Source organism: Agriterribacter humi, from assembly GCF_009192765.1.
GTDB classification, from domain to species: domain Bacteria; phylum Bacteroidota; class Bacteroidia; order Chitinophagales; family Chitinophagaceae; genus Agriterribacter; species Agriterribacter humi.
Genome location: NZ_VOHQ01000001.1, coordinates 395042 through 418470, shown reverse-complemented (window position 1 = coordinate 418470; position 23429 = coordinate 395042). Strand labels below are relative to the sequence as shown.

Genomic DNA, 23429 nt, shown 5'->3' with positions numbered 1-23429 from the left:
AATCGGGAATCGCTTTCACTTTCCTTGTTAAAAAACAGCAAGGCTTTTTTCTATAATGCCGGCACATTCTTTTATTTGTTCTGCTGTGATCACTAAGGGCGGAGCAAATCTTATTTTATCTCCGTGAGTGGGTTTAGCCAGTAAACCATTTTCTTTTAACTCCATGCAAAGCCTCCATGCTGCGTCAGCATCGGTGTGCTGAATAACAATAGCATTTAATAAGCCTTTGCCACGAATGGTATGAATATGCGGTGAATTGATTTTTTTCAAAGCTGTTCGCAGTAAGATGCCCATTTGTTCAGCGTTTTCAGCCATTTTTTCTTCTTTTAAAACCAACAGCGCTTCTATGGCTACTTTGCATGCAAGCGGATTCCCTCCATAGGTAGAGCCATGTTCACCAGGTTGTATGGTAAGCATAATTTCATCGTTAGCCAATACCGCGCTTACAGGTAATGCGCCTCCGCTTAATGCTTTTCCCAATAATAATATATCGGGGGTAACGCCATCATGATCGCAGCACAACAATTTACCCGTGCGGCATAGCCCTGTTTGAATTTCATCGGCAATGAATAATACGTTATTTTCTGCACAAAGTTCTTTTGCTTTTTTAAGATAACCCTCATCCGGAACTGCTACTCCGGCCTCGCCCTGTATGGGTTCAACCAAAAAGCCTGCAACGTTTTTATCCTGCAAAGCAGTGTCGAGCGCTGCAAGGTTATTGTAAGGAATAATTTCAAAACCAGGTGTAAATGGACCAAACTGCTTTGTTGATGAGGTGTCGGTGCTGAAAGAAATAACAGAGAGGGTTCGCCCATGAAAATTATGAGCGCAAACAATGATCTTCGCCTTATTTTCGGGTATGCCTTTTACTTTATACCCCCATCGCCTGCAAAGTTTGAGCGCTGTTTCCACGGCTTCAACACCCGTATTCATGGGTAATACTTTATCGTAACCAAAATATGCTGTAATGAATGCTTCAAATTCCCCTAGTATATTGTTATGAAATGCCCTTGAAGTAAGTGTGAGTTGCTGCGCCTGGGATATAAGCGCATTAATGATCCGCGGGTGGCAATGGCCCTGGTTAACTGCTGAATACCCACTTAAGAAATCATAATAACGCTTATCATCAACATCCCAAACAAATACGCCTTTTCCCCTGTTAAGCACTACAGGAATGGGATGATAATTATGAGCGCCATACTTTTCTTCAAGAGTTATATAATAAGTCGTTTTTTCAGTGAGTGATATAGTAGCTGACATAATAATATTGCTTTAAGATTTTTAAAACAATTAAAATGAATAATTGAAAAATTTGCAGCAAACGTACAGAATACAGTTAGCAACTGGGTTGTTAACCGAGCAGTACAGTATGAAAGCTATTGATGATCGAGAAAGTCGAGATTACGATCAAGAAAGGATAATATGTATGCACGTGTTATGATAGCAATAAATTGTGGTGCAAGATACAAATAGTTTGGAAGTTTAGGGTTTGGAAGTTTAAGGTAGAGAGGTGCAGGGTACAGGTCACAAGTTGCAAGGACAAAGGTACAAGTACCCGGATGCCCCCTGATACCTGCAACCTGAAACAACCTGCCTTTATTCCCGGCCTACTGTATTATTTTCTGCGTATAATTTTTATCCCACTTCAGATCAGGTACTTTGTTTTTGCTGAATATGCCATATACCGATGACCCGCTTCCCGACAGAGATGCGTATAAAGCGCCATTATCATAAAGTGATTTTTTTATCTGCGCTATTTGCGGGTATTGACTGAATACAGGTAGTTCAAAATCATTTACCAACTCATCTTTCCATGTTTCAACAGGCTGCTGAACAATCGTTTTAACCGGCTTTGGCGAACGGGCAGGTGTGACCCGGGAAAATGCCCATGCGGTGTTGATATGGATTGCGGGGTACACAATCAGAAAAGAATGCGAAGAAAGGTTGAGTGCTAGCATTTCCATTTTTTCTCCGCGTTCCATTGCATAACAGGGCTGATTATTAATAAAAAAAGGGCAGTCGCTGCCCAATTGCAACGCATATTGGATCAGTTGTTCAGACGAAAGGTTGAGATTGAATTTTTTATTGATCAGCAGCAAAGTAAATGCGCCATTGGCAGATCCCCCACCCAGGCCCGCACCAGCAGGAATTGTTTTATGCAGATGCATATTAACGGGGGGGATTCCCGGAAAATCCTTTTTTAGTATCTTGTATGCTTTCAAACAGATATTATCGGCTTCTTTGCCGGGGATGAGAAGACCCGATTGTGTGAAATGTAAGGATGCAGACAGCGCGTTATTATCGGGAAGCGGCACTATTTCAACTGCGTCATACCAGTGCATGGGATAAAAAACGGTTTCTATATCGTGATAGCTGTCCGCTCTTTTTAAGATGATATTAAGCCCTATATTTATTTTGCAATTGGAAAAAAGAACCACGGAGATTATAATTTGATAAGGATATGCCCATTAATATTTCTTCTTCCTGTGGTTGATCTCGTCGCGGATAGCAATTGCCCTGAGGTAATCTTCCTGTTCAAGCACTTCCCCCAATAACTGGTTGAGCTCGTCTAACGACATAGCTTTCAGGTCGTCTTTTGAACCTGTTTCTCTCACTAATTGTTGCTCTTCCTCCGGCTTTTTCTTCTTACCTGAATCTTCCATTAGTATGCCCGCACTTTCCAGGATATGTTCATAAGTATAAATAGGGCATCCAAAACGAACCGCTAAAGCCAACGCATCGGAAGTACGGGAATCTATTTCAACGGTATCGTGCTCATTGCTGCATAAAAGTTTCGAATAAAATATGCCTTCCTGCAGATCGCTGATGATAATTTCATGAAGTTCTACATTAAATGCCATCATGAAGTTTTTCATCAGGTCGTGCGTTAGCGGCCTGCTGGGTTGCATTCTTTCCAAAGCTACAGCAATGGCCTGGGCTTCAAACCCGCCAATTACAATGGGCAGGCGCCTCAACCCGTTTGTTTCGCCTAGTACAACGGCATATGAATGTGTCTGAGTAATACTGTGCGATAGTGCTACTATTTCCAGTTCTATTTTCTTCATAATCTGTTGCGAATGTACAAGAATTTTGTAAAACGGGTAATGCCGGGCAGGCATTAAATAAAAAACCGTCCCGTTTTAAATCGGGGCGGTTTGGTGTAAAGGAACGTGTTTTCTCATGCTACGCCTTTTAGCTTTTTAACTTCTTCTATTATTTTGGGCACTACTTCAAAAGCATCACCAACAATTCCATAATCCGCGGCTTTAAAAAAGGGTGCTTCGGGGTCTTTATTAATAACAACAATTGTTTTACTCCTGTTTACACCCGCCAAATGCTGTATGGCGCCCGAAATGCCAATGGCAATATATAAATTGGGCGCTATCGCTAATCCTGTTTGCCCGACATGTTCATGATGCGGGCGCCAGTGTGTATCAGCAACCGGGCGACTGCATGCGGTAGCAGCTCCCAGGAGTTTAGCCAACTCCTCAATCATACCCCAGTTTTCAGGGCCTTTTAAGCCTCGTCCTCCGCTCACTACAACTTCTGCTTCACTCAAAGGCACTTCACCTTTCACCATATTGGTTGAAATAACCTTTACTTTGGTTGCATCTATGGTTGCCTTAAATGGAATAATTTCAGCTTTTGCATTTCCCGAAGCTGCTGCAGGAAATGAATTGGCATTTAAGGCAATGATCTTGATCTCAGTATTCAAAGCAATATTGGCAAACGCTTTTCCTGAAAACACCGATTTTTTTACAACAAATCCATTAGCAGCGTCGGGAAGAGCTATTGCACCTGCTACCAGGGCTGCTTTTAGGCGGGCCGATAAACGTGGGGCAATTGTTTTGCCATCTGCATTATTGGCGAATACGATTATTTTGGCGCCTGTTGCCTGAACTGCCTGTGCAATTACATTTGTAAATACCTGCGCATCCAGATGATCCAATTGAGGGTCGGATACATGATGTATTTTTTTTACACCATATTGACCCAAAGCCGGCAGATCATCCTGCACGGAACCTAAAACAATACCTTCCGCCTGCATTCCTATTTGTTCGGCCAGTTTTGAACCGTAGCAAAGTGCTTCAAGGGATGCTTTCTTTATATGTCCTTCCGATTGATCGATAAATATGAGTACTGACATACGTAAATTTGAGATTTTAAATTTGAAATTTGGTAGGGTGGAGGTGCTTAAATCACTTTCGCTTCTTCGTGCAGTAACCTTATCAGTTCACCCGGATCATCTGCAGGAATGAGTTTTACGCCTGCTTTTGCCGGGGGCAACTCAAAATTTACGATGCTGGTTAAGCTATCTGCAGCTACCGGCTCCACTACTTTTAGCGGTTTGGTTCTGGCAGCCATAATACCCCGCATGTTCGGGATTCTTGCTTCAGCCATCCCCTTTTGGCAACTTACCACCACAGGGGTATTTGCTTCGCATACTTCCTCACCTCCTTCAATTTCACGGGTAATAGTTGCTGTATTTCCATTTAATTCAAAATGGGTTGCCTGGGCAACATAGGGTAAACTGAGTAATTCTGCTACCATGCCTCCAACAGAGGATCCGTTGTAATCAATGGTTTCTTTACCAGTAAACACAAGATCGTAACCGCCTTGCCGGGCTATTTCGGCTATTTGTGAGGCAATATAAAAGCTATCCTGGCTGTCGGCGTTTACACGAATGGCTTCATCGCCTCCTAATGCCAGGGCTTTGCGGATAACAGGTTCTGTATCTGCGCCTGCCACGGTTACAAGATGCAGCACAACAGAACTGTCTTTTTCTTTGAGTTCAATAGCTCTCACCAGGGCATACCACTCGTCATAAGGGTTTATGATCCATTGTACACCGGCAGTAGCGAATTTGGTATTGTTATCGGTGAAAGCGATTTTTGCTGTAGTGTCGGGAGATTTGCTAATACAAACAAGTATTTTCATCTGTTGTCCATTTTAAATTATAGCTTGGTCAGTTGGCAGTACCTGAAACTTAAATAAGCATAGTGAGCATTGAACGAAGGTTACACACGCCAATAAAGTTGTTTATGCAACCATTTGTATGTTACAAATATAGCAAGTGATTTATGATTCCGGAAGAATTTTGGAAATTGTTTTTTGCCAAAGTTCGAAGAACTCTGGCAAAAAATTATATAGACTGCTGGTTTATACTATATCAATTTGGAGGCTTCTAAACTTGAGGGATAGATTGTAATTGGAGTGTCTGGGAATGAATACTGTTTATTATTCTTTAAATGGTAAATAAAAAAACTAGGTCAAATTAATTCCTTATAACTTTATCAGTTTATGTATTGTTTCTTTCTTGTTATACTGAACCTTTAACATATATACACCCTGTTGAAGATTTGCAATATTCAGTTCCTGATCTCCATTTACATTTTGCCACTGTTTAAATATTTGTCCTGTTGTACTATAAATGATTACTTTTTCCGCTTTTACTATTCCTCTTAATTTTATAAAATTATTGGCGGGATTAGGTGCTATCGTCAATACACCTTTAACGCTTATTTTTGCACTCACAACGTCACTATATGTAAACATCCCGTCTGCATCTACCTGTTTAATCCGATAAAAATTTATGCCATGCGCGGGAGAATAGTCTGTTGCATCGTAACTGTGCTTGCCAGGTGTATTTGCTGATACCCGGGTGCCGATTTGTTCAAAGTTTTTTCCATCAGTACTTCTTTCTATTTCAAAATGAGACGTATTTTGTTCGTTTTCAGTAAGCCATCGTAAACAAATATTGTCCGAACAATTTACAACAGTAAAATCCAGCCAGTTAAGCGGCAGTATAATATTGCTGCTTACGTCAAGCTGATTGCTGTAAAGTGTTAATTGATCAGCTAAATCATTGGTAACTTCTACCCAGTATTTTCCTCCTTCAGCTACTTGAAAAGCAGAGTCCCCTTTAAGCGTTTCCAGTAAAACACTGTCTTTGTAAATGTAGTAGGTATTATTTGCAAGATTTCCCCCCGCTGTAAGTGAAAGCTTGGAATTTTTATAGTTAAGTGTAAGTTTTTTTTGATTTGGATAAGTATAATCTGCAAACATAGATAGAATAACTTTTTGCCCTACACATTCCATACCATCAAACGTAAATTGATTATTGCTTAACTGCAAAAACTGCAAATCAGGTAAGCTACACAATCCGTCTGGGATGCTACCCGAAAGTTGATTATTCATAAGGTTTAAATGCATAAGCCTTTTCAGGTTGCTAAATGAAGAAGGTATGGAGCCCGTTAATTGATTACTATCAAGTTGTAATGATTGCAATGCGCTCATTTCACTTAAAGATGGGATTTGTCCTGTTAGCGCATTGTTGCTGAGATTAACGTGAGCTAAGGTACTATTACTGCCCAAGTCCGAAGGGATGCCTCCGGTAAGATTGTTTGAACTAAGATCAAATAAATAGCATATAATAGGAGCTAATCCGGTGGGTATTTCACCTGTTAACTCATTATTGTTCAACTTTAAAATTGTGAGATTACGGATAATTCTTAATCTTGCAGGAATGCTGCCACTGAGTTGGTTGTTATTCAATTCCAATTTTTGAACTTGTAAATCACCCAATTCTCCCGGAATGCTTCCTGTTAGTTGATTGTATGCTAATATAAGTTCGTCAAGATTCCCGAGGTTTCTTAAAGTAACGGGTATTTCTCCGGTCAATTTGTTATATTCAAGATGAATTTCTTTTAATGAGGTAATATTGCCTAAAATACTGGGAATATCGCCTTCTATTTTGTTGTTATTTAAGTAAAAAGATATAAGCGCAGATAAATTACCAATGCTGTTGGGTATAGGGCCGTTTATGTTATTACCGCTAAGATATATATATCTTATTGCAGTAAGATTACCCAAAGAGGTCGGCAGGGTTCCACTAAGCTGATTATCAACTAAAGAAAGTCCGGTAACTCTGTTGTCCGTTACAGTAACACCAAACCATTCACTTACTCTGCCATTAAGCCAATTATTATTGTTTTTCCAGGATGTGCCGTTTGTACTGTTATATAAATTTACTAAAGCGATACTATCCCCAATATTTACCTGGGCTATAATTGAGAAATGGATGAACAACAAAGAGAAAATAAAAGCTGTTTTTTTCACAGTGATTTAGGATTTGACTCGGGAATGATTTTTTAGACAGATATCTGCACAAAAAGCATGCAGAATTTTAACAAAATACGAAAAAGCTATTTTATATTATGTGCAGTTTATATATAATTAGAAACCTATAATAAATAAATATTTAAATATATTTACTAACCAATATAATATAAATATATATGTTTGCGTATTTGTAATGATTGATAAAAGTTAAATAAGAAATATCTTATGAAATACATTTGTAAAATGTGTGATCCAAGCTATCCCTGCTAAATCTAACAAGATCGGAATGAATTGCGATAAGCAGGACTAAGTATCTTTGCCGTATTGAAAAGTTATGGGAAAAATTGAAAAATTGTTAGACTATTTAAATGCTTCGCCCAACGATAATTTTTTGCAGCATGCCCTTGCATTAGAATACATCAAAGAAGGAAAAGATACAGAAGCAAAGAGACTTTTTAATGAAATTTTGAAAAGAGATCCTTCTTATATAGGCTCATACTACCACCTTGCAAAATTATTGGAGCGCAATGGAGAAATAATCGCGGCTTTACACTGGTGCCGGAAAGGGATGGATGCTGCAAAAGAAGCTGGTAACATGAAAGCATATCATGAACTGCATGCAGCGTGGGAAGAGTTAAGCTACGAATAGCCCTTCATGAATTGATTTATGAACAGTATATGAATGATTTATTATATTTATTTAAAAGAAATATTCAAAGTGAACGGCTTTTTCAGCCTGGTAATGTATTGTTGCTTGCTGTAAGCGGGGGAATTGATTCCGTAGTTTTATGTGAATTGTGCCATTTAGCAGGATACAGGTTTATTATAGCCCATTGTAATTTTCAGTTAAGAGAGGAGGAAAGCGAACGGGATCAGCGTTTTGTGAAGGCATTGGCTGATAATTATAGAGCGGAAATATTTTTAAAGCGGTTTGATACAGAAGCATATGCCTTGCAAAAAAAGGCTTCTATACAAGTAGCGGCAAGAGAGTTGAGGTATCAGTGGTTTTATGATCTTGCAGCGCAACTGGAGGCCCAAAAATCTATTCCCATACATATCCTTACCGCTCATCATGCAGATGATAATATAGAAACTGTGCTGATGAATTTTTTTAAAGGAACAGGGGTCGCGGGTATGAAAGGAATGTTGCCTAAAACAGGCAAAATAGTAAGACCTCTTTTGTTTGCTCGCAAACGAGTGTTAATTGATTTTGCAAAAGAACGGGAGTTGCTTTTTGTTGAAGACTCCAGTAATGCATCCGATAAGTATTCCCGGAACTATCTACGCCACCGCGTCATTCCTTTTATCGAGGAAATTTATCCCGGAGTTGAAGGTAATATTACTGCTAATATTGAGCGCTTCCGCGAAATAGAATTGTTATATATGCAATCCATCGCAGTACACAAGAAAAAGCTGATGGAACAGCGGGGTAATGAAGTATATATTGCGGTACGCAAACTACTAAAAACAGTACCTCTGAAAACAGTCGTTTTCGAGATTACAAAAGCGTATGGCTTTACTGCAAAACAAGCCGAAGAAGTGATTGCACTTTTGCAATCTGAGACCGGTAAATTTATATTGTCTTCCACACACAGGATCTTACGAAACAGGGGTTGGCTAATTATTTCGCCTTTTCCTCAAAGTGAAATGCAGGTAATGGTTATTCATGAAAATGAGAGAGAAGTGATTTTTGAAGGGGGGAAATTAGATATAAAAACCAATGAGATGAATAATAAAGACATAGAATTGCCTGTTTCCCCTGCTATAGCATGTTTGGATTTAAAATTGATTAAATTTCCGCTGATTTTGCGTAAGTGGCAAAAGGGTGATTATTTTTATCCACTGGGAATGCAAAAGAAAAAAAAAATAGCGCGATTTTTTATCGATAAGAAGATGTCATTGTTTCAAAAGGAAAATACCCGGGTAATAGAAATGAATAAGAAAATTATTTGGATAGTAAATAATAGGATAGACGATCGGTTTAAGATTACAACGAAAACTCAATTTGTTTTAGAGATACATTTTGTAGGTAAAGCCAATTAGTAATTTTCAGGATAGGGCTTTTATGTTGGATAAGGATTTTATTTTTATTTGATTTCGGGATTATCGGCTATAACCATTATGCAGGTGCATATCCTTCATATAAAATTGATTTATTTTAAGGGGATCAATTCAAACAACAGCTCAATATATATTCTCCTATTTTCTTACTTAAAATACGTCCTGATTCTTTGTAAAGATGATTACCATCAGTAAACCGGTATTTGGTAGAATCATTAATGAAACTCAGGTATGCGATATTATTTTCCTTTGCAAGGCTGGTCATAAGAGAGTCGAACCGGGGACTTATTCTGTCTTCTAAGTCTTTAAAATTTGCATGAACCGGAAGGCGAACAAGAAATACATCGCCATGATTACGGAAAAGTTCAATTGTTTTTCTAAGGTATTCATATCTCACAGGAGACAGATGAAAATAAGGCACTTCGTTAGTTTTATAATCATTAATTTTCCTTTCTATTCTTTTTTGTACCTCAGCTGAATCCATACTTACAGATACCTCAAGCCATCCGTCTTTGTGTAAATATAAACGCTCCTTACCATCCATGTGTAAGGCTGATAATGTTTTGGTCATCCAAATCATTAGTAATGGACTGGAATAAGAATGTATGAGATATTCAAAATTTGGATAACAGTTTACATGCCTGGTTTTTCCAACCGCCATATCATTTTCAGGAAAGATATTTTCATCATTCAATTTTTCTTTTTTTAAAGATAGACTCCAGGGGTCTACAGCAATAATAAACTTTCCATCTTTTGAACTTTTGTCAAGCTTCCTTTTTATTGATTCATAATAAGCGGGGCCATAGGGAGAATGCGCAACTGTAAATGAGTAGTTAAATAGAGCAGAGGTTTGTTTGTTCTTATTTAAGATACTGTCAATTATAGAAGGTTGTATACCCTGGGCAGCTCTTGAAGTGCCCACAATCATGCTTTTCTGTTCAGGAGTTGTGAACCGTACATAAAACTCATCTGTTGTTCCATCGGCGATAAAAAACGACAATGCCAGCAAAAGGAAAGGGAAGAGCGAAAATAATATGATTTTATTTATGAAGTATTTCATTGCAGCTAAAATTGAAAATATATGAATTCGTGCTTTTTGCCATAAGAGAGTAAAATAGAAATTATTATCGCGTAATAAAATGCCCATCGGATTAGCTTATGAGATGTTAGCCACATTCTTTCAATAGCGTATTTATTTGACCTGCCAGTCCATTCTATCATCAAAAAAAATATGATCAGGAAAATACAAATTACTGACTTTTTCAGTTCCGGATGAGTGAGAAAAGGAACCGAAAGTAAGTTCTTTGAGAAGATACCTGATATATAACTAAATGCATGATGGAGATCGTTTGCTCTGAAAAATATCCATGCAAAAGTCGTTAAGGAAAATGTAATGAAAATTTGAATGGCCTCTTTGACGGATGGGAATAATTTTCCCTGTGCAACAATATCAAGATGGGTTCTATTGGTCTTAAAAATAATGGACGGCATAATATATACGGCATTTAATAGTCCCCAAACTAAGAAAGTCCAGTTCGCTCCATGCCAAAAGCCACTAACCAGAAATATAATAAGCGTATTTCGCATTTTCATATAAATTCCCCCATGGCTGCCCCCAAGAGGAATATATAAATAATCTCTGAACCATGATGATAAAGAGATATGCCATCGTCTCCAAAATTCTGCAATGTCCCTTGAGAAATACGGAAATGAGAAATTTTTCAGTAATTCAAAGCCCAATAGCCGGGCAGATCCTAATGCTATATCTGAATATCCTGAAAAATCACCATAAATTTGAAAAGCGAAAAGGAGCGCTCCTAATATCAGTGTACTTCCTGAATAACTGTCTGAATTATTAAAAATAATATTGGCATATTCAGCACAACTATCTGCGATAACAATTTTTTTAAATAAGCCCCATAAGATTTGCTTCAATCCATCTACGGCTTTTGTATAATCAAATTTTCTTGGCTTTTCGACCTGGGGCAATAGATGAGTTGCCCGTTCGATAGGACCAGCAACGAGAAGTGGAAAGAAGCTTACAAATAAGGTATAGTTGACCCAGTTTGTTGTTGGTTTAATTTTTTTATTATAAATATCAAATACATAGGAAAGCCCATGGAAGGTATAAAAGGAAATACCAACAGGAAGAATAACGTTAAGAGAAGAGAAATGAGGCTTTAATCCAAATGATTGTAATAATTCTGCAAAGGATTCAATAAAAAAGTTATAATATTTGAAAAAGCCAAGAAATCCCAGATTTATAAAGACACTAATAAATAGCCATATTTTTTCCTTATTCCGGGATGTTGCATTAAAAATTTTCAGGCCGGTAAAATAATCCAGGAATGTAGAGAAAGCCAAAAGAAAAAGAAAGCGCCAATCCCAGAAACTATAAAAAAAGTAGCTTGCTGTGAGCAAAAGAATATTTTGGAGTTTGAGCGATTTTTTGCCCGCTGACCAGTATAAAAAAAAGACGATAGGTAGGAAGATCGCAAATTCAATAGAGTTGAAAAACATACTTTATCTTTCAGAGTTTTTTATAGTAAAGAGATAACGTTTTAGGGGCGCATATAAGTATAGCTAAAAATAGAATATTCTTTTAAAAATAATTCTTGTTGTCCTGAATCCTTTTTCTGCTGATGCAATGCTGCAAACCGGGTTAAAAATTAGTGATGTATGATTTTACAGATTCCATGAAAGCAGATAGTAAATTGTTATCAGCGAAAAGAAACGCTGCTATTATTAGAAACAAAATGCCATACACCGCTCCCCAGATGTGCGCAGAGTGATTAATATTGCCTCCGCCCTTTCTATCTAAATAGGAGGAAAGAATTATGTAGAGAAATCCGAAAATAAAGCCAGGTATCATGAATTCTCTTGGCAAAAAAATTAGCCCTATTCCCTGTAGTGGGTTAAGAAATATAAATGCAAATATTACTGCTGAAACAGCCCCGGAAGCGCCAAGACTTCTATAATGGTAGTTGGTTTTATTTTTAAAGTAGGTGGGCAGCAAACAAACTACAAGGGAGGAAATATACATGAGCAGATAATACCACCGCCCAATAGGCCCAAATACCGTCATGAAAAGTATTTCAACATATTCTCCGAATATCCAGAAGGAATACATGTTAAAAGCGAGATGGGGGACGTTGGCGTGTATAAAACCACAGGTAATAAAGCGGTAATACTGTTTTCTTTCCGTTACTGCTGGTGGATAAAAAATAAGATCATCAAGTAGCTTCTGATTATTAAAAGCAATAATTGAAATGATGCAGGTGAGAATAAGTATAATGAGCGTTATTGACATGTAAGACTTTTGCCGAAGATAGTGGAAACCCTGTTAAGCCTAGTTATCCTTCCTTAAAATTATGCGTGATGATACTTTTCATTTCTAATAATAGTGCAGGCCCGGTAAACCTGTTCGACTAATATTAATCGTACTAACTGATGCGGAAAAGTAAGCGGAGACAAAGACCATACAAAGTTCGCCCGTTTAATAACAGATTCATCTAACCCGTATGCCCCGCCAATTAAAAATACCAGTTGCTTTATGCTTTCATTGGCCCTTGTCTGCATCCATGAAGCCAGCCTGACCGAATTGAGCATTGTACCTCTTTCATCTAACGACACCAGAAAGTCGTCCTTCTTAATGCTTCCCAATATCCAAGCTGCCTCTTTTGCTTTTAATTCCTTTTCCGGTAAACCGGTACTGTTTTTAGGAGTCGGGATGAACTTCCATTCAACAGGATAATAATAGCTGATCCGCCGGGTAAATTCTTCAATTCCGGTCTTGATATTCAGTCCATTCTCTTTACCAGTGCAAAGAAGCTGGATTTTCATGTAAATTTCTTTTAGTTCATTTTACTTATAGCCAATCAGTATTTTCAAATGCAAATGGCTCTCTGCCTATAGCTAATCCCATTTTGCCACTTCTTCCAGAAGTGTTACAAATTTTGCTGCCAGATCTTTCCTTGAAAATTTTCTTTCAGCTATTGCTCTGCTGTTAATACCCATTTGAATTCTACTTTTGCTATCGTTAGCCAATTCTATAACGGCATCGGCAAAAGCATGTGGGTTATCCGGTGGGACAACTACTCCACATTTATATTCGGTTATCATATCAGCCAGCCAGCCAGGATAATTATTTACAATGGGTAATGAGGCTGATATATAATCGAAGAATTTATTCGGGGAAGTACCATAGTAAAAAGCAGGAATATTTTTTAGCACCATAAGTCCGATATCCGCTCTGCTCATTATTCGATTTAATTCGTATTTAGATACCTTATCTAAAAAAATACAATTATTGATTTTTTCGTTGCTTGTCCTATTGATGAGGTGAGGCTTTTGTTTTCCTTTTCCTACAAATAATATTTTGATATGATTGATTTCTTTTTCAATCAAAACTTTTGCCATATCCAGAACCGAATCTAATCCATTAGCTACACCATGAACTCCAGGATAAATAGCAACAATATCGTCCGTTTTAATTCCTTCTATTTCATATTTACCTGTAGTATCTCTTGTAAACAAATCTATGTCACAACCATTTGGAATCATCTCTATTAAATGACCTTTAGGCGTTTTTTTCTTTATACCCTCGCATATACCTGGCGATAGCCCAATACAAGCATCGGATTTTTTATACGATACTTTCTCCAGTACCCCCATGCCCCATAGCAAGAACGGATTCTTTAGACCTAATGCCTTTGGCAGTTCGGGCCATAAATCACGAACTTCAAATACGAATTTAAATTTCTTCCTGGAAAACCATTTCGCAAATATTCCTGGTATGCCGGCACTAAGTGGTGTGGAAGTTGCAAAAAGTAAATCATATTCTTCATTAAAAGCAAACTTAATGCTTAAAAAGCCAAACTTAACGAAATCAATTGCCCGTTTTGAAATCTTGTCTTTGTTTGTAGTATTTATTCGTATTTGGATTACTTCAACTCCATCTACAAAGCCTCTGTTAAAATACCTGGAGACTTTTGGGAGATTGAATTTTTCATCAGCACCACCACATATCATAGTAACATGGTGCCCTTTTTTGACTAATGCCTGGGCAAATTCATACGACCGAATTCCACCGCCTATTGATGGTGTATTAAAGTATTGGTGAAAGTATAAAACCCTCATAAGTATTAAATATTTTATAGTATTTTAAATGGCCGATTATAAAATAAATATTTCAATCAGTTTCCCCACGATCCTTTCCGCCGTTTTCCCATCCCATAAAGGAATTTCCTCCCCTTTTTCCAATTGCCGGCAAATAATTTTTTAATAGCGGGTTGGATGGCTTTGGGGTCAGTACCTAATAATTCATTGGTACCTATTGTCATTGTTTCGGGCCTTTCAGTGTTATCTCTTAAGGTCATACAGGGTACGCCCATAGCTGTAGTTTCCTCTGTAATCCCTCCCGAGTCTGTTATTACAGCTTTGGCTCGCTCTACCAGGTAATTAAATTCGAGATATCCTAAGGGTTCTATTTTATGGAGCCGGGGATAATCAATTTCCAGGTGGGATAGTATTTTTGCTGTTCGCGGATGAACAGGAAAAATCAGTGGTAAGGGATCAGATGCGCTCACAATCTCATCCATCAGCGCTTTTAATTTACTTTCTTCATCTATATTGGCCGGACGATGAAGTGTCATTACGAGATATTCTTTTTCCTTCAGATTCAGCGTATCCCATAGGGGTGGCTTTTTAAAGCGGGGGCGGTGTTTCAGAAGGATGTCAATCATAGTATTACCCACAAAAAAAATACGGTCATCTGACAACCCTGTTTTTTTCAAATGAATAGTAGCAGTGTCAGAAGTAGTAAAGAAATAATCTGTAATGGAATCCGTGACCATGCGGTTGATCTCTTCCGGCATGTTTAAATCTCCTGAACGAATACCTGGTTCCACATGAGCAACTTTAGTACACAGTTTTTTGGCTACAATTGAGTAAGCCATAGTAGCGCTTACATCTCCAACCACCAATACGAGGTCTGCCGGATTTTGCAACAATTCTTTTTCAAAATGCACCATGATGTTAGCCGCTTGTTCAGCCTGAGATCCACCACCACATGCAAGATTCACATCGGGGGCGGGAATGTCCAGTTCTTCAAAAAAGGAAGCACTCATGTTTTTGTCATAATGCTGGCCGGTATGAACCAGGCGATACTGGATATTCTTGCCTTTTTGCGCTGCTTTCTTTATAGCCTCAATAATAGGCTCTATTTTCATAAAGTTGGGGCGTGCGCCCGCGATGACGGATATTTGCATATTCAGGTAAATGTCGACTTGCTATTTAAAAAATTCTCGTAAGTTTTTTTATCAGCCTTTGCGTAATTCAAGACTTGTTCTTTCGGGTTATTGAATGGTATTCTTATTTACTGATTTTGAAGTAAATATGACTGCATGATGTCGATTAGTTAACGAATAGTTGTATCGTTTGATTGTATGTGAGGGAAGATGTTCAAAGAAACTGAGTTGTAAATAGCGCTATATTTTTCCGCAATGCTGGTCCAGTTAAATGCACAGGTAATTTTTTGAGGTTCAAAACAGTATATTGAATAATTTTCTAATATTTTTCGAATCTTGAAACTTATATCGTCTTCGTCATCGCAATTTACCGATTCACCGGTTTCTGGGGGAAAAAAGCCGTCAATTCCTTCATTCTTGGTATAAATGACAGGTATTCCCTGTGACAGCGCTTCCACGTATACCAATCCGAAGGTTTCCTTCCTGGACGGCATCACAAAGAGGTCGGATTCCCTGTAAAGAGATAACAGCGAAGCCTTGTCTGTGATAGCTCCATGATATACCAAAAGTTCCCGATGCTTTTTGATCAAACTGGCAACAGCCTGGTAATATTTTCCCGAACCGCTTCCCGCAATATGCAATACACATTTAATACCACTGCTGTTAAGCCTTATGACCACTGTAATCAGTCTTAAGAGGTTCTTGCCCCTGCTAATTTTGCCTACATAAAGCAGGCGTGCAGGAGCCTGTAGCTTTTGATGAGATAAGATAACGGCATTATTGAGCCAATAGGGGTCAATACCATTAGGTAAGACTATACTCTTTGCTGCCAGCTCATCCCTATAATTCGAAAAGTAGGGATGGGCGAGCAGTCTTTTCCTGTAAGCTTCAGAAATAAATATGATTTTCTTGGCAGACAACAAGGTATTCCTGGCCTGGCTTCTTAAATGTAAAAAATAGCGAAAAAAGAAGTTGAGGTCGGTGTTCCTTATGGCCACTATATAGGGAGTACCATACCGTTTATATAAATTATAAGCTACCCTGCCGTCACTGAATAAGGTGTGCGCATGTAAAACATTGAATTTTTCATCTGAAATATATTTCAGTATATCAGCGGTTATTTTTTTTGTCTTATGTCCATAATTTAGCCGGGTATAGGTATTGAGGATTGGCCGGTATATGATCTTTGAAGCGGGAACTTCCAGTTTGGGTTGATTTGCTCCAACCAGATGCTGTCCGGCAAATGCTGTATAAATAGTTTGTTCCACGCCAATTTGATCTAACGCCAATACAAGGTTTTTGTACACTTTGGCGCCAATGTAATAATTGGCGATATGTAATATTTTAGTTTGCATTAATTATTTAATTGAATATAATATTCATTCAGTGCAAGATTTGCATAATACTGGAAGCTTTGAGCATATTTGTTCAGTAAGTTTTCCTTTGTGGCTGCGAAATGAATATACAGATTCTGGAGGTCCCTGTCGTAACGTCCCAGTTTCAGCCAGCCGTCTGCCTGGAAATTACCACGCTCGGGTGTTATTAACGATGAGGTGCCGTCAACCAGGTCAGAAAAAATATGTTTTTGCCGGTCATAAATCACATATTTAACTGTATTAATGAATTTGTTGATATCCTCCCTGGTCCAGTTTGGACTACCCATTTCAAGTGCTGTGATTATATAGGAGATAACGTGGTTACCGTGTGAAACATCCTGTATTATCGCTTTGCTGTCTTTTCTTGCCTGTACATTATCGTTATCGTCCCATGTACAATTCCATAAATAGGCAGTGGGGTGTGCAGGATTAGGCTGCAGATTCCTTTTTAAAAGGGTATCGTAGGCTGTGTACAGCTCCCTACACTGTTTTTTTATTTCACTGTTTTGAGAAAGCTGCTCCAGCACCAGCGCTATTCCCGCCCAGTGCGCCGCCATGTGGGTACGTATGCCCAGGAATATGCGGTAAGAAAGACCGGATTGCCGGATACTTCTATTCACCCATTTCTCCCAAATATTTTTTTCGGTAAAAAACAAGACATTATTATACCATTGTGTACGCTCCGGAGAAAAGGATACCCAGCCAGATTCCTTTAACTGATATAAGCATTTCACAATATACTGGAAAATATAGCTCTCAAACAACTGCGCTTCATTTTTATAGGCCCGGTCAGGTGTGTTAGATATCCATCCCAGGTAATCATCTTTAATTTTATAAGTGTTTCCGGGGATGGCAGCGGATACTTTCGCTGAACTGATCACATTGTCAATTATTTTTTTTTCATCATTAAAGTAAGTACTGTCTTTTGTAACAGTGTAAATAGCCTGCAATGCATCCAGCCCGGTGCTGACGAACATGAAATCATAGGAATTCGCGGAAATGCTTTGAGTAAAATAGATATTTCTGAAACCAGTGTTATATTCATTTATGGATTTTTCAATAAATAGCGATTGCGTGAAGCATCTGTTACTCAATTGCATGGTAAGAATTAATATGACTATTGATCTCAATTTTTGTGGATTGCATTAATAAAATGAAAGCGTTAAATCGATTTGTATCCGGCAAAAGTACTTGATTGATAAATTAAAAGGAGGCGAGAGGCCCCCTATAATTTACGACACAAAAGCCGATGAGTAAAGATTGGTTTACCGGACAGCAATATGCCTTCAAATTGAAACTCAATATATGCCTGTCTTAATCCAATATACTTTTGCAAAGTTATTTCATCAAATACTCTGTATACAGCAGATTAGCATAGTATTGCAGTTCCATTTCCCGTTGTCTCACCAGAGGTTCCCGGCGAAATGCAAAGTCTATATACAAAGCCCGTACTTCCTTATTAAACCAACTTAATTTAATCCATCCTTCAGCCTGGTATTGACCTCTGCCAGGAAACATTGATGAGGAACTGCCATCTACCATGTCGAAAAAGGAAATTTGTTCCTTATCGTACACAACTTGTTTAAGCGTATTACAAAGGCTGTCCATTTCAGCATCACTCCAATTTGTATCTGCCATTTTTTTTGATATAGCAAGATAGCTCAGTACATGATTGCCATGGGAAACGTCCTGCAGCGCCACATCGTTGGGAATACTTGCCTGTGTTCCACTTACATCATCCCAACTGCAATTCCAGATATACGCCTGGGGGAATTCCGGATTGGATTTTAAATTCCTTTTTAAAAGTAGGTCGTACATGTTATACATTTCGATGCATTGCGTTCTAATTACGGGGTCGCTGGTTATTTCTTTTAAAAAAAGCGCTATATATGCCCAATGAGATGCAGTATGTGTTCTTCTTCCCAAAAAAAGTGTGTAAGGTTTATAATGAACCCTATTGCTTCTGCTAACCCACTTTTCCCAAATATTTTTCTCTATGAATTGCAAAGTATTATTATACCAGGTTTGGTTTGCTTCTGATATATTTGTCCATCCCGACTTATGGAGATTATAAATAAACTGAGTTATATAGCGGAATATATAGCCTTCAAGAAGGGGAGCTTCATTATGGTATGTATTTATGTTCTTTGAAATCCAGCTCAGGTAATTATCCTTATATGGGTAGATGTTATCAGGGATATCCTTTGAGGTAAACGCGGTAGATAGAATGTTATCTATGATTTTTATCAGATCATTGCGATAAGAACTTTCCTCCGTGCTTAGATACATGCATTGCAGCGCATCAATAATATTGCTCATCTCCATGAAGTCGAAAGAATCTCCCGATGCGCTTTTTTCCAGAAAACCTTCCCGAACAGTTTTAGTTGAAATACACATCTCTGAATATTTTTTATCGAAAAGATTTTTCCAGTTTTTCTGAGCTATTGCATCAGAACACAAGATAAGTATCCCTATTAAAAGAGCTATTTTTTTCATGGAATTGAATGAATTAGAAACAATATAAATCAATGATTAATGAAATGCACGGCAGTGTAGTATTTTGTATGTTATTTTTTAACCATTCAGGCAAATATAAAACATATTTTTACATGCAAATATTGTACCCGGTCAGGAAACATTGTTGAAACATATACCCTGTCTTAATTGAGTTTTCCGGTTTATGGAAATAGGGAAGAGGACCGCAACTACTCAACCCCTTCATATTCAACATTATAATTCATGATATATATCAAGGCAAAAAGGCTGAAAATAAATCCCGTAAAAGGGATAACATTCATAAAAACATAGAAAGCTGAATAAAGGCAAAATCCTAAGACGAACAGAATGATAATATCAGCTTTTTTCTTATAATCCGGATTATTTGTTTTTCTCTTAATCGCCAGGATATTTTGAATAGTAGTAACAAAAATCAGGACATAAACAATAAAGGAAAATATGCCGTTATTTACTAATATCTCCATAAAATTATTATGGCTGAATAAGTAATATTGATTATGTAAGCGAAAATTCCCGCTTCCCACGCCAAGAAAAGGATATTCCTGGAATTTCTCAAAAGCGAGTTTAACCAGAACTACTCTTATGGTGTTTTCTCCTTCTTCGGCAAGCACATTGAACCTTTTTCCGATATTTGTTTCTTCCAGTATTGTGTTTGTTGAATAGGTGAGAACCGGAAGAGATATTAGAAGTGTTAGTATAAGCTTTACAGTAGATTTAATGAAGTTGCGGACTTTTCCGAGTCCGATATAAAACCAATATAAAATTTGAATAAGAAGGAAAATAATAAGACCGCCCCTGCTTCCTGAAGAGAAAATGATGTATAAATAAAGTGGAAGAGATAAAAGATAAATGTATTTGATCGCTTTGCCCTTTTGAAATTGAAACAGAAAAAAAAAGGAGAAGGAGGCCAGGAAAATGTAATAAGGGAACATATTTGCATTAAAAGTTTCATCGTCTATTCTGTAATCTAAATTATCTTCTATTTTTAGACTTAACGTATCACTGCTAAACAGGTATATTGCTAAGAAGTAAGTAGTTAAAATGCAGGAGAAGAAAAAATATTTAATATGGGCAGGATTGATGAGTATATAATTAAACAAAGCAATCCCGAAAATAATGCAACCAATTTGTGTTTTTACTTCAGCAAAGAAGAAGTCAGTATTAATGGCGTTATATACAGATGCTAAAGAGAGAAGGAAAAATAAAAGATAAAGTCTTATTTGTGTGGATTTAATAAAATGACGATTTTTGTTCGAGAACAGGGATAAAATAAAGAAAAGAGGTATGTATATGGAAGTAACGAAAGCGCTTATATTATAAACGTGCCCGATCACAACTAGCAAAGGAACGCTTATAATTATTAGTGACTTGATGATTATATTGGCTTTCATATAACCAAAAGAGATTTTAGTTTGTTTACCAGTAAGGTATAATTGTTCTCGGCATTAAATTTTTCTTTCCAGGTCATCTGCGCATTTTTTCTTTTTGCCTGATAGTTTTTATCATAGCATGAAAGAATATATTTTTCAAGCATTTCATCCGTAACGTTTATATCAATTAATTGTCCGTTTGTTTCATTCACTATTTCTGAAGTCGCGCCTGCATTTGTTGCAATAGCTGGTATTCCAAACGAAAATGCTTCCATAACACTTACAGGAACGCCTTCATATTTACTAACATTTATTAGCCATGTTATGTAATGTGAATTGTAAAAACTATATATATCTTCAGTAGATGACCAGCCATGAAAAAAAATGTTTGCATTAATGTTATTATATTTTTTAATTAATGCTTGAATATTTTCCATTTCGGGGCCATCCCCGAAATGGTGCCACTCAATTTTGATATTGTTTTTCCATTTGCATATTGTTGATGCGATAATGTGGACTCTTTTTAATGGAAATAAATTACTGCATGATACGATCCTTATGACGTCACTGGCGGCAGTATCGTTGATGGTTTCATAGTTATTTACTCCGAGATAGTTCAGAAATATTTTTTCTGGAACGATCCTGTATTCTTCGCGTAATATCCTGGCTATGTCATTGGATATCGGAAGCAGTAAATCAGCAGATTGGTATATTTTTTTTCTTAATGGCAAATAGCCGTTATTTCTGTTCAGGTAAAAATCTGCTCCGTGCATACGTATAACTTTCTTATATCGTTTGCACAAGCTTGTAATGAACACCGAGGGGCCTCCCCAGTAGGAATAGAGCAAAGCATCTGCTTCTACCGTTTTTAAGAGTTGATGAAGCTTTTTGTATTTTATTCTGAATACCAAAAAGGCATTGAACCATTTTGCAAAACTTGCTCTCTTTTTATATACTTTATGTTCCAGCATGTCTGCAAGAAAGGGTTTTATTGGGCTTAGATTTAAAATTCCCTGTACAATTCTTGAAACCCCCTGTGGCGAAGCTATCGGTAAAACTATTGTATTCAGAGGTACTTTCCTCTGCGTATTTGATTTTGTAGGATTATAAGCAGGCATGATATAAACCCGGTCAAATGCTTTTGAAAGATATTGTAACTCATTAGCAAAGTAAGTTTCTCTTGTACCATAAGGGTAAGATGCTGTAAAACAGATTATTGTTCTTTTTGGAGAGGAACTCATTTTAATATATTTAATATATTTTTTTAACGGTTTAGTAATAAACGTTTTACCTCCACGATAAATGTTTTCTTTATTACTATATGGATAAACGCTAACAGGGATAAATAAAGTAATAATACAACAATAGCAGTGGAAAAGTTGTGCGCTGGGAACAGAAAATGCAATAGGGGGAAAAGTAAAACTGCGGGAATAAAGCTTAAATAAAGTGGCTCCCAGAATACAGCATTAAACTCAATAAAATCAGCCGCGCAAAGAGGGTTTACCATTACTTTCCAACTGATGATAAATAATATAGATTGGATACCCAGTAGGGTATAGCAAACTCCCAAAATTCCGCCCCGACTGCCTAAGTATACGGCAACTATTAAAATTACAGATTGAACAAGGTTCCAGTAGAATCCCTGATCGGCTCTTCCTCTTGCCAGTTGTAAAGAACCAATGGGATTCATTGTTGAACGTATCATAGCATAAAGTGATAAAATACGTAAAGGCATTGCCGCATCGAGCCATCTGCTTCCAAAAATCAATAAAATAACTGCTTCCGCATAAAAGAACATAAAGATGAAAACAGGAAAATTAATGAATGCCAGAACACTCTGCATTTTAAGATAAATGCTTTTCAGCTTGGGAATATCATTCTGAACTTTTGCCATAACGGGAAAAGCCACTCTGGTAAGAATAGGATTAATTACCTGGAATGGCTTCAAAACAAAGTTTTTGGCAATATTATATATACCAAGTGTCTCAATCCCAAGAAATTTTCCGATGATTAAGGTATCAATATCGCTATTGATATAGTTGATCATTTTTTCTCCCATTTGATACATCCCAAAAGAAAAAAAAGGTTTAATTTCTGTTAATCTGAAATGCAACGAGGGTGAATGTATCTTGCGGCCAAGAATAACGAGCAATAACATATCCAGGAATGCCATTGCAATAGTCGAATAAACCAGGGCATAGATGCCATAACCATAGAATCCTAATAATGCCCCAATAACCAACCCAATAGTTCTCGAAATAATATTTCTTATAGCAAGCTCTTTAAAGTGAAGTTCCTTACGGAGCAAAGTAGAAAACTGCATTCCAAAAGGCTGTATTAGGAAGGTGAGTCCTACCCAACGAATTATGTTCTTTAACAATGGTTCCTTATAAAAACCGGAAATTAACGGAGCAAGGGTGAATAAGAGTCCGAATAAAAAAAAACCAATGATTATATTGCACCAATACAGACTACTTAATTGATTATGTGTAACAGTTTGCTTATGAATAATCGCATTGGATATACCAATGTCTATAAATAATTGAGAGAAATTTATAACGAATAAAGCTATTGCCATTAATCCGAAATCCTTCTTCTCTAAAAAATGAGCCAATACTGCCGTAAGTAATAATTGAGATGCAGCTCCCGCAATAGCCGATGCCGTTGTCCATTTTACCCCTGCTCTTGCTTTTATTGCTAGACTCATTTACAAATTAATTTCAAGTTTTATTTCC

Annotated in this window: 20 protein-coding genes; 2 read left to right on the top strand and 18 right to left on the bottom strand. The window is 37.3% G+C overall.

Annotated features, from left to right (window positions below; translation table 11 throughout):
* Positions 1 to 27: 27 nt before the first annotated feature.
* The 6 genes from rocD to FRX45_RS01590 form a co-directional block, all read right to left on the bottom strand.
* Positions 28 to 1260 (bottom strand): ornithine--oxo-acid transaminase, encoded by a 1233-nt coding sequence (gene rocD / locus FRX45_RS01615; protein ID WP_152266640.1) that lies wholly within the window; start codon positions 1258 to 1260, stop codon positions 28 to 30.
* A gap of 347 nt (positions 1261 to 1607) precedes the next feature.
* Positions 1608 to 2438, bottom strand: a complete 831-nt coding sequence (gene ispE, locus FRX45_RS01610; RefSeq protein WP_152266639.1) for a 4-(cytidine 5'-diphospho)-2-C-methyl-D-erythritol kinase — start codon at positions 2436 to 2438, stop codon at positions 1608 to 1610.
* Positions 2439 to 2468: 30 nt separating this feature from the next.
* The gene (locus tag FRX45_RS01605) at positions 2469 to 3065 is read right to left on the bottom strand and encodes a bifunctional nuclease family protein (RefSeq protein ID WP_152266638.1); all 597 of its coding nucleotides are present in this window, start codon (positions 3063 to 3065) and stop codon (positions 2469 to 2471) included.
* A 113-nt stretch (positions 3066 to 3178) separates the two neighbouring features.
* The gene (locus FRX45_RS01600; RefSeq protein ID WP_152266637.1) at positions 3179 to 4147 is read right to left on the bottom strand and encodes an electron transfer flavoprotein subunit alpha/FixB family protein; all 969 of its coding nucleotides are present in this window, start codon (positions 4145 to 4147) and stop codon (positions 3179 to 3181) included.
* 47 nt (positions 4148 to 4194) lie between these two features.
* The gene (locus tag FRX45_RS01595) at positions 4195 to 4938 is read right to left on the bottom strand and encodes an electron transfer flavoprotein subunit beta/FixA family protein (RefSeq protein WP_152266636.1); all 744 of its coding nucleotides are present in this window, start codon (positions 4936 to 4938) and stop codon (positions 4195 to 4197) included.
* Between the two features lie 345 nt (positions 4939 to 5283).
* On the bottom strand, positions 5284 to 7119 hold the full coding sequence (locus FRX45_RS01590; protein ID WP_152266635.1) for a T9SS type A sorting domain-containing protein: 1836 nt from the start codon (positions 7117 to 7119) through the stop codon (positions 5284 to 5286).
* 337 nt (positions 7120 to 7456) lie between these two features.
* Between FRX45_RS01590 and FRX45_RS01585 the strand changes: the two genes are divergently transcribed.
* Both FRX45_RS01585 and tilS read left to right on the top strand, forming a co-directional pair.
* Positions 7457 to 7771: a tetratricopeptide repeat protein gene (locus tag FRX45_RS01585; RefSeq protein WP_152266634.1), complete on the top strand. Its 315-nt coding sequence runs from the start codon at positions 7457 to 7459 to the stop codon at positions 7769 to 7771.
* Positions 7772 to 7800: 29 nt separating this feature from the next.
* Positions 7801 to 9165, top strand: coding sequence for a tRNA lysidine(34) synthetase TilS (gene tilS / locus FRX45_RS01580; protein ID WP_152266633.1), 1365 nt, complete (start codon positions 7801 to 7803; stop codon positions 9163 to 9165).
* Between the two features lie 124 nt (positions 9166 to 9289).
* On the opposite strand, the gene FRX45_RS01575 is transcribed toward tilS, so the two are convergent.
* The 12 genes from FRX45_RS01575 to FRX45_RS01520 form a co-directional block, all read right to left on the bottom strand.
* Complete coding sequence (locus tag FRX45_RS01575; RefSeq protein ID WP_152266632.1) at positions 9290 to 10243, bottom strand: hypothetical protein; 954 nt, start codon at positions 10241 to 10243, stop codon at positions 9290 to 9292.
* A 5-nt stretch (positions 10244 to 10248) separates the two neighbouring features.
* Positions 10249 to 11703, bottom strand: a complete 1455-nt coding sequence (locus FRX45_RS01570; protein WP_152266631.1) for an MBOAT family O-acyltransferase — start codon at positions 11701 to 11703, stop codon at positions 10249 to 10251.
* 142 nt (positions 11704 to 11845) lie between these two features.
* A complete protein-coding gene (locus FRX45_RS01565) occupies positions 11846 to 12493 on the bottom strand; it encodes a rhomboid family intramembrane serine protease (RefSeq protein WP_152266630.1) in 648 nt (215 codons plus the stop codon).
* Positions 12494 to 12552: 59 nt separating this feature from the next.
* Entirely contained in the window at positions 12553 to 13026 is a 474-nt protein-coding gene (locus FRX45_RS01560; RefSeq protein WP_152266629.1) for a 23S rRNA (pseudouridine(1915)-N(3))-methyltransferase RlmH, read from the bottom strand.
* Between the two features lie 72 nt (positions 13027 to 13098).
* Positions 13099 to 14322, bottom strand: coding sequence for a glycosyltransferase family 4 protein (locus tag FRX45_RS01555; protein WP_152266628.1), 1224 nt, complete (start codon positions 14320 to 14322; stop codon positions 13099 to 13101).
* Between the two features lie 56 nt (positions 14323 to 14378).
* Positions 14379 to 15452: a non-hydrolyzing UDP-N-acetylglucosamine 2-epimerase gene (gene wecB, locus FRX45_RS01550; RefSeq protein WP_226804837.1), complete on the bottom strand. Its 1074-nt coding sequence runs from the start codon at positions 15450 to 15452 to the stop codon at positions 14379 to 14381.
* Between the two features lie 149 nt (positions 15453 to 15601).
* Positions 15602 to 16786: a glycosyltransferase family 4 protein gene (locus FRX45_RS01545; RefSeq protein ID WP_152266627.1), complete on the bottom strand. Its 1185-nt coding sequence runs from the start codon at positions 16784 to 16786 to the stop codon at positions 15602 to 15604.
* Positions 16786 to 17907: a hypothetical protein gene (locus tag FRX45_RS01540; RefSeq protein WP_152266626.1), complete on the bottom strand. Its 1122-nt coding sequence runs from the start codon at positions 17905 to 17907 to the stop codon at positions 16786 to 16788. Before FRX45_RS01540 ends, FRX45_RS01545 begins: the two co-directional genes overlap by 1 nt.
* A gap of 238 nt (positions 17908 to 18145) precedes the next feature.
* Positions 18146 to 19303, bottom strand: a complete 1158-nt coding sequence (locus FRX45_RS01535; protein ID WP_152266625.1) for a hypothetical protein — start codon at positions 19301 to 19303, stop codon at positions 18146 to 18148.
* 209 nt (positions 19304 to 19512) lie between these two features.
* Positions 19513 to 20715: an O-antigen ligase family protein gene (locus tag FRX45_RS01530; protein ID WP_152266624.1), complete on the bottom strand. Its 1203-nt coding sequence runs from the start codon at positions 20713 to 20715 to the stop codon at positions 19513 to 19515.
* Positions 20712 to 21935, bottom strand: coding sequence for a glycosyltransferase (locus FRX45_RS01525; protein ID WP_152266623.1), 1224 nt, complete (start codon positions 21933 to 21935; stop codon positions 20712 to 20714). The genes FRX45_RS01530 and FRX45_RS01525 overlap by 4 nt, the downstream gene beginning before the upstream one ends.
* Positions 21936 to 21958: 23 nt before the next feature.
* A complete protein-coding gene (locus tag FRX45_RS01520; RefSeq protein ID WP_152266622.1) occupies positions 21959 to 23401 on the bottom strand; it encodes an MOP flippase family protein in 1443 nt (480 codons plus the stop codon).
* Between the last annotated feature and the right edge of the window lie 28 nt (positions 23402 to 23429).

Excerpts from the sequence above, each read along its gene's own strand:
- rocD (WP_152266640.1), bottom strand. The coding sequence starts at position 1,260 with ATGTCAGCTACTATATCACTCACTGAAAAAACGACTTATTATATAACT.
- FRX45_RS01605 (WP_152266638.1), bottom strand. The coding sequence starts at position 3,065 with ATGAAGAAAATAGAACTGGAAATAGTAGCACTATCGCACAGTATTACT.
- FRX45_RS01600 (WP_152266637.1), bottom strand. The coding sequence starts at position 4,147 with ATGTCAGTACTCATATTTATCGATCAATCGGAAGGACATATAAAGAAA.
- FRX45_RS01595 (WP_152266636.1), bottom strand. The coding sequence starts at position 4,938 with ATGAAAATACTTGTTTGTATTAGCAAATCTCCCGACACTACAGCAAAA.
- FRX45_RS01585 (WP_152266634.1), top strand. The coding sequence starts at position 7,457 with ATGGGAAAAATTGAAAAATTGTTAGACTATTTAAATGCTTCGCCCAAC.
- tilS (WP_152266633.1), top strand. The coding sequence starts at position 7,801 with ATGAATGATTTATTATATTTATTTAAAAGAAATATTCAAAGTGAACGG.
- FRX45_RS01575 (WP_152266632.1), bottom strand. The coding sequence starts at position 10,243 with ATGAAATACTTCATAAATAAAATCATATTATTTTCGCTCTTCCCTTTC.
- FRX45_RS01570 (WP_152266631.1), bottom strand. The coding sequence starts at position 11,703 with ATGTTTTTCAACTCTATTGAATTTGCGATCTTCCTACCTATCGTCTTT.
- FRX45_RS01565 (WP_152266630.1), bottom strand. The coding sequence starts at position 12,493 with ATGTCAATAACGCTCATTATACTTATTCTCACCTGCATCATTTCAATT.
- FRX45_RS01560 (WP_152266629.1), bottom strand. The coding sequence starts at position 13,026 with ATGAAAATCCAGCTTCTTTGCACTGGTAAAGAGAATGGACTGAATATC.
- FRX45_RS01555 (WP_152266628.1), bottom strand. The coding sequence starts at position 14,322 with ATGAGGGTTTTATACTTTCACCAATACTTTAATACACCATCAATAGGC.
- wecB (WP_226804837.1), bottom strand. The coding sequence starts at position 15,452 with ATGCAAATATCCGTCATCGCGGGCGCACGCCCCAACTTTATGAAAATA.
- FRX45_RS01545 (WP_152266627.1), bottom strand. The coding sequence starts at position 16,786 with ATGCAAACTAAAATATTACATATCGCCAATTATTACATTGGCGCCAAA.
- FRX45_RS01540 (WP_152266626.1), bottom strand. The coding sequence starts at position 17,907 with ATGCAATTGAGTAACAGATGCTTCACGCAATCGCTATTTATTGAAAAA.
- FRX45_RS01535 (WP_152266625.1), bottom strand. The coding sequence starts at position 19,303 with ATGAAAAAAATAGCTCTTTTAATAGGGATACTTATCTTGTGTTCTGAT.
- FRX45_RS01530 (WP_152266624.1), bottom strand. The coding sequence starts at position 20,715 with ATGAAAGCCAATATAATCATCAAGTCACTAATAATTATAAGCGTTCCT.
- FRX45_RS01525 (WP_152266623.1), bottom strand. The coding sequence starts at position 21,935 with ATGAGTTCCTCTCCAAAAAGAACAATAATCTGTTTTACAGCATCTTAC.
- FRX45_RS01520 (WP_152266622.1), bottom strand. The coding sequence starts at position 23,401 with ATGAGTCTAGCAATAAAAGCAAGAGCAGGGGTAAAATGGACAACGGCA.